Origin of the sequence: Azospirillum palustre, assembly GCF_002573965.1 — a bacterium.
Classification (GTDB): Bacteria; Pseudomonadota; Alphaproteobacteria; order Azospirillales; family Azospirillaceae; genus Azospirillum; species Azospirillum palustre.
Genome location: NZ_PDKW01000037.1, coordinates 439,802 through 443,493, shown reverse-complemented (window position 1 = coordinate 443,493; position 3,692 = coordinate 439,802). Strand labels below are relative to the sequence as shown.

The window sequence follows — 3,692 nt, the reverse complement described above, 5'->3', positions numbered from 1 at the left end:
GCGCCGCATCATTCGGCCCATCGGGGCGTCGCCCTCGACGCGGCACAGAAGATCGTTCTCTTCGGCGGTCAGCATGATCGTGGCTCCAAGAATTAGATATCTAAGTTATGTGGTTGGGGATGGGCGCAAGCTGCAAGCCCCTCAGTCCCGATGATGCAGGCGGCGGTCGATCCACAGCAGGCCCGAACTCAGCACGGTCGCGGCCAGGATCAGGATCAGCGTGACCGCAGCGATGGCCGGGAAATCGGCCAGCCCGATCGCGCCCATCAGCATCGAGCCCATACCCAGGCGCGACGCGAACATCTCGCCCAGCACGACGCCCAGCAACGTCACCGACAGCCCGACGCGGATGCCCGAGAAGATCTCCGGGAAGGCGGCCGGCAGCAGCAGATGGAAGAAGCGGGCACGCGGCGACAGGTTGTGCATCTCGCCGACCCGCAGATAGATCGGCTGGATGTTGCGGACGGCGCCCATGGTGAACAGGGTGATGGGGACGATGCCGTGGATGACCCCGAAGGCCACCTTGGCCGACAGGCCGAGACCGCAGATGGTCAGGATGATCGGGTAGAGCGTCACCTTGGGCAACGAGGCGATGGAGGCCAGCATCGGCTCCGTCGTTTCGAAGGCGGCGCGGTTGGTGCCCAGCCACACCCCGGCCAGCAGACCCAGCACAATGGTGATCGCGCTGGCGTAGGCGAAGGCCAGAGCGGTGGCGTTGACGTGTGCCCAGAAGCTGGGCCGGTGGAACAGCACGCCGATCTCCCGCAGCGTTTCCAGCGGCGGCACGACCAGCCGGCCGCCCACCACGAGGCTGACACATTGCCAGGCGACCAGCAGCCCGGCGATCAGCAGGAGGAAGTCGGAGGCGTCGCGGATCTGTTTCATTCGGCCCTCCGTCCCAGCGCCCGCGCCGCGAACCAGCGTTCCGGAACGCTCAGCAGGGAATTGATGACGACGACCACGACAATGACCAGCAACATCAACCCGTACATGCGAGGAACGTTGAAATTGTCGTAGGCGTAGGAAATCTTGTAGCCGACCCCGGCCGCCGCCATCAGGAACTCGCTGCCGATGACGCCGATGAAGGAATAGGCGACCACCAACTTGATCCCCGGCAGCAAATTCGAGGCGATGGCCGGCAATTGCAGATGGATCACCCGCTGCCACCACGAGAAATGATGCATATGAGCGAGCTTCAGTAGTACGCGGGGAAAACGGTCGAGGGCGTCCATGGTGGCGATGATCATGCTGACGACGGCGTTGAAGATCGCCGTGATGATGATCGGCCCCGGCCCCAGCCCCATAACCGCCGCCAACCCCGGATAGAAGGCGAAGACCGGGATGGCGTAATAGCTGGTCAGGATCGGCGCCACCGCGCGGCGTAATCGCGGAAAGGAATGGATGAGGATGCCGAGCAGGAACCCGGCGACCGTCGCCACCACCACCGAAACGCCGACCGCGAAGAAGGTCTGCGCCATGTCGGTGTAGATGGCTTCCTCCCGCAGCAGGGCGGCCAGGGCAACCACCATGCTGCTGGGCGGGACCATCGTGTTGGGATCGATCAGACCGACCCTGCAGGCCGCTTCCAGCAGCGCGACCACGGTGGCCACCAGCAGGATGCGCCGGCGCCGCACGGTGTTCCTGACCGGCCTTCGGACAAGACCTCGACTCATAGCGAGGGAACCCATGGTCTCATTCCTTCTCGGTGCCGAGCGAGTGGTCGAGCGCCTTCATCGATTCCTTGCGCAGGACGCTCCACAGGCGGCTGGACAGCGCGCCATAACCGGGGTCGGACACGATGGTGCTGTCGCGGTCGCGCGACCATCCGGTCTCGATCAGTTCGATGAAGCGGCCGGGGCGGGCCGACATGGCGCCGACGCGGTCGGACAGCATAGCGGCCTCGTCCAGCGCGTGGGTGATCAGGACCACCGTCGCGTTGGTCTCCCGCCACAGCCGCAGCAGCTCGTCGCCCATCAGCAGACGGGTCTGCGCGTCGAGCGCGGCAAAGGGTTCGTCCAGCAGGATCAGGCGCGGCTTCATCACCAGCGTGCGGGCGATGCAGGTGCGCTGACGCATGCCGCCCGACAGCTGGTTGGGGTAGGCATGGGCGAAGGGAGTCAGCCCCATGAAGCCCAGCGCATAATCGACCAGCCGCTTGATCTCCACCGGGTCGGTGCCGCGTCGGCGCAGGCCGAAGGCGATGTTCTCCCACACGCTGAGCCAGGGCAGCGAGGCGTCCTGCTGGAACACCGCTCCGATCCCGTCGGGCACCGTGCCGCCGACCACCGGCTTGTCCTCGAACCGAACGGTTCCGCCGGTCGGCGTGGTCAGCCCGGCCAGTACGTCCATGAAGGTGGATTTGCCGCAGCCGGACGGGCCGATGACGGAAAAGAACTCGCCCCGCCGGATCGACAGGCTGATCGGACCGAGGACCGGCAGTTCACCGGTCCCGTTGACGGCGGGGAAGCTGCGCGTCAGCGCGGCGCATTCCACATGGGCTTCGGCCGTCGCCGTTTCCGCGACCATCTGGGAGGCTGTGGCCAGACGCATCGTCACTGTCCTTTCAAGCTGGGCCGGGAAGCGCGTCCGCGCGCGGTTCCTGGGGTGGTGATGGTCCATCCGGTCGCCACGGCGGTGGCTGAAGCGGCCGGAATGGCAATGGCTATCCGCTTCATGCGATCCCTTCCCTTGTCGTCTTTCCAGTGCGGTGGCACCGCGTCCGCGGAGGCCGGTCGTCGCGTCGTTCGCCGCATCGCAGATATCTAAGATCAAGCGTAAGACGGTGAATTGTCCGTGTCTACAGCAATTTTTTGAAATCTTGAAATATCAAAGAAGACAAAAGACCATTTTTTATTTGGTTACTTACGGAAGATAGGAGAAATGGCGTAGATTTTAAAAATAGAACTGTTGCGCCGCAACAATGCGTCGGCCGTTTGAAAATCCCTCTCCTGGAGCAGGAGAGGGACGGGTCGAGAGGGACGGGTCACTCCGCCGCTTGGGACGCCGGCCCCTCATCGGGTCGGGCGAGGTCGCGCCAGTCGGTGGATTTGGGCACGATGTCCTCGAAGGCGCGGATGCTTGTGCGCGGCACGGCGTCGGCGGAGCCGATGGGGGGATCGCCGTCGCGGAAGGCGCGGTGAACCGCGCCGGGTTTGTCGGAGGCCGGATTGGTTGAGTCACGCCGCCATGGCGACGTCCTCGGTTTGGGCATAATAGCGTGCTTCGGCCTCGGCGGGAGGAATGTTGCCGATGGGTTCGAGGAGGCGCCGGTGGTTGAACCAGTCGACCCACTCCAAGGTGGCGAACTCGACAGCCTCCAAGGTGCGCCATGGCCCACGGCGCCGGATCACTTCGGTCTTGTAGAGACCGTTGATGGTCTCGGCCAACGCGTTATCGTAGGAATCGCCAACGCTGCCTACGGAGGGCTCGACGCCGGCTTCGGTGAGACGCTCGGTGTAGCGGATCGCAACATATTGCGATCCACGGTCGCTATGGTGGATGAGGCCGCTGCCCTTGGCGGGCCGGCGGTCGTGGAGTGCCTGTTCGAGCGCATCCAGAACGAAGTGGGCATGGGCTGTGCTGGATACCCGCCAGCCCACGATGCGGCGCGCGAAGGCGTCGATGACGAAGGCCACGTAGACGAAGCCCTGCCATGTCGATACGTACGTGAAATCGGCCAACCACAAGGCGTT

General features: G+C 64.5%; 5 protein-coding genes. All 5 read right to left on the bottom strand.

Annotation, left to right across the window (positions count from 1 at the left end):
• Nucleotides 1–141: 141 nt before the first annotated feature.
• A complete protein-coding gene (locus CRT60_RS03860) occupies nt 142–885 on the bottom strand; it encodes an ABC transporter permease (RefSeq protein WP_098735111.1) in 744 nt (247 codons plus the stop codon).
• Nucleotides 882–1,688, bottom strand: coding sequence for an ABC transporter permease (locus tag CRT60_RS03855; RefSeq protein ID WP_098735110.1), 807 nt, complete (start codon nt 1,686–1,688; stop codon nt 882–884). Before CRT60_RS03855 ends, CRT60_RS03860 begins: the two co-directional genes overlap by 4 nt.
• A gap of 4 nt (nt 1,689–1,692) precedes the next feature.
• Nucleotides 1,693–2,550 carry an ABC transporter ATP-binding protein gene (locus CRT60_RS03850; RefSeq protein WP_098735109.1) on the bottom strand — a complete coding sequence of 286 codons (858 nt, stop codon included), beginning with the start codon at nt 2,548–2,550 and terminating at the stop codon, nt 1,693–1,695.
• Between the two features lie 433 nt (nt 2,551–2,983).
• Entirely contained in the window at nt 2,984–3,211 is a 228-nt protein-coding gene (locus tag CRT60_RS35475; protein WP_143273077.1) for a hypothetical protein, read from the bottom strand.
• Nucleotides 3,177–3,692, bottom strand: a 516-nt coding sequence (locus tag CRT60_RS03845) for an IS3 family transposase (protein ID WP_143273081.1), incomplete at its 5' end; no start/stop codon positions are given. The genes CRT60_RS03845 and CRT60_RS35475, both read right to left, overlap by 35 nt.